A 284-nucleotide genomic window follows, 5' to 3' on the forward strand; every position below is an offset into this window, starting at 1 on the left:
CTCCTGCTGTTTCGCGTGATGCAAGGTGCGGCGGTCGGCGGCGAAGTGCCCGGCGCATGGGTGTTCGTCTCCGAGCACGTGCCCGAGCGGCACGTCGGCTATGCGTGCGGCACGCTGACAGCCGGCCTCACCGCGGGCATTCTGCTCGGCTGGCTGATCGCTTCGGCGGTGAATCGCAATTTCGCGCCCGCCGAGATGACCGATTACGCGTGGCGCCTGCCGTTCCTGATCGGCGGCGTGTTCGGCATGTTCTCGGTTTACCTGCGCCGCTGGCTGCATGAAAC

General features: G+C 66.9%; 1 protein-coding gene. It reads left to right on the top strand.

Going from position 1 to position 284, the window contains the following annotated elements:
- A partial coding sequence (locus EN824_RS34790; protein ID WP_135933246.1) for an MFS transporter occupies positions 1–284 on the top strand: 284 nt, incomplete at both ends.

This window comes from Mesorhizobium sp. M8A.F.Ca.ET.181.01.1.1, assembly GCF_004792025.1.
GTDB lineage: Bacteria > Pseudomonadota > Alphaproteobacteria > Rhizobiales > Rhizobiaceae > Mesorhizobium.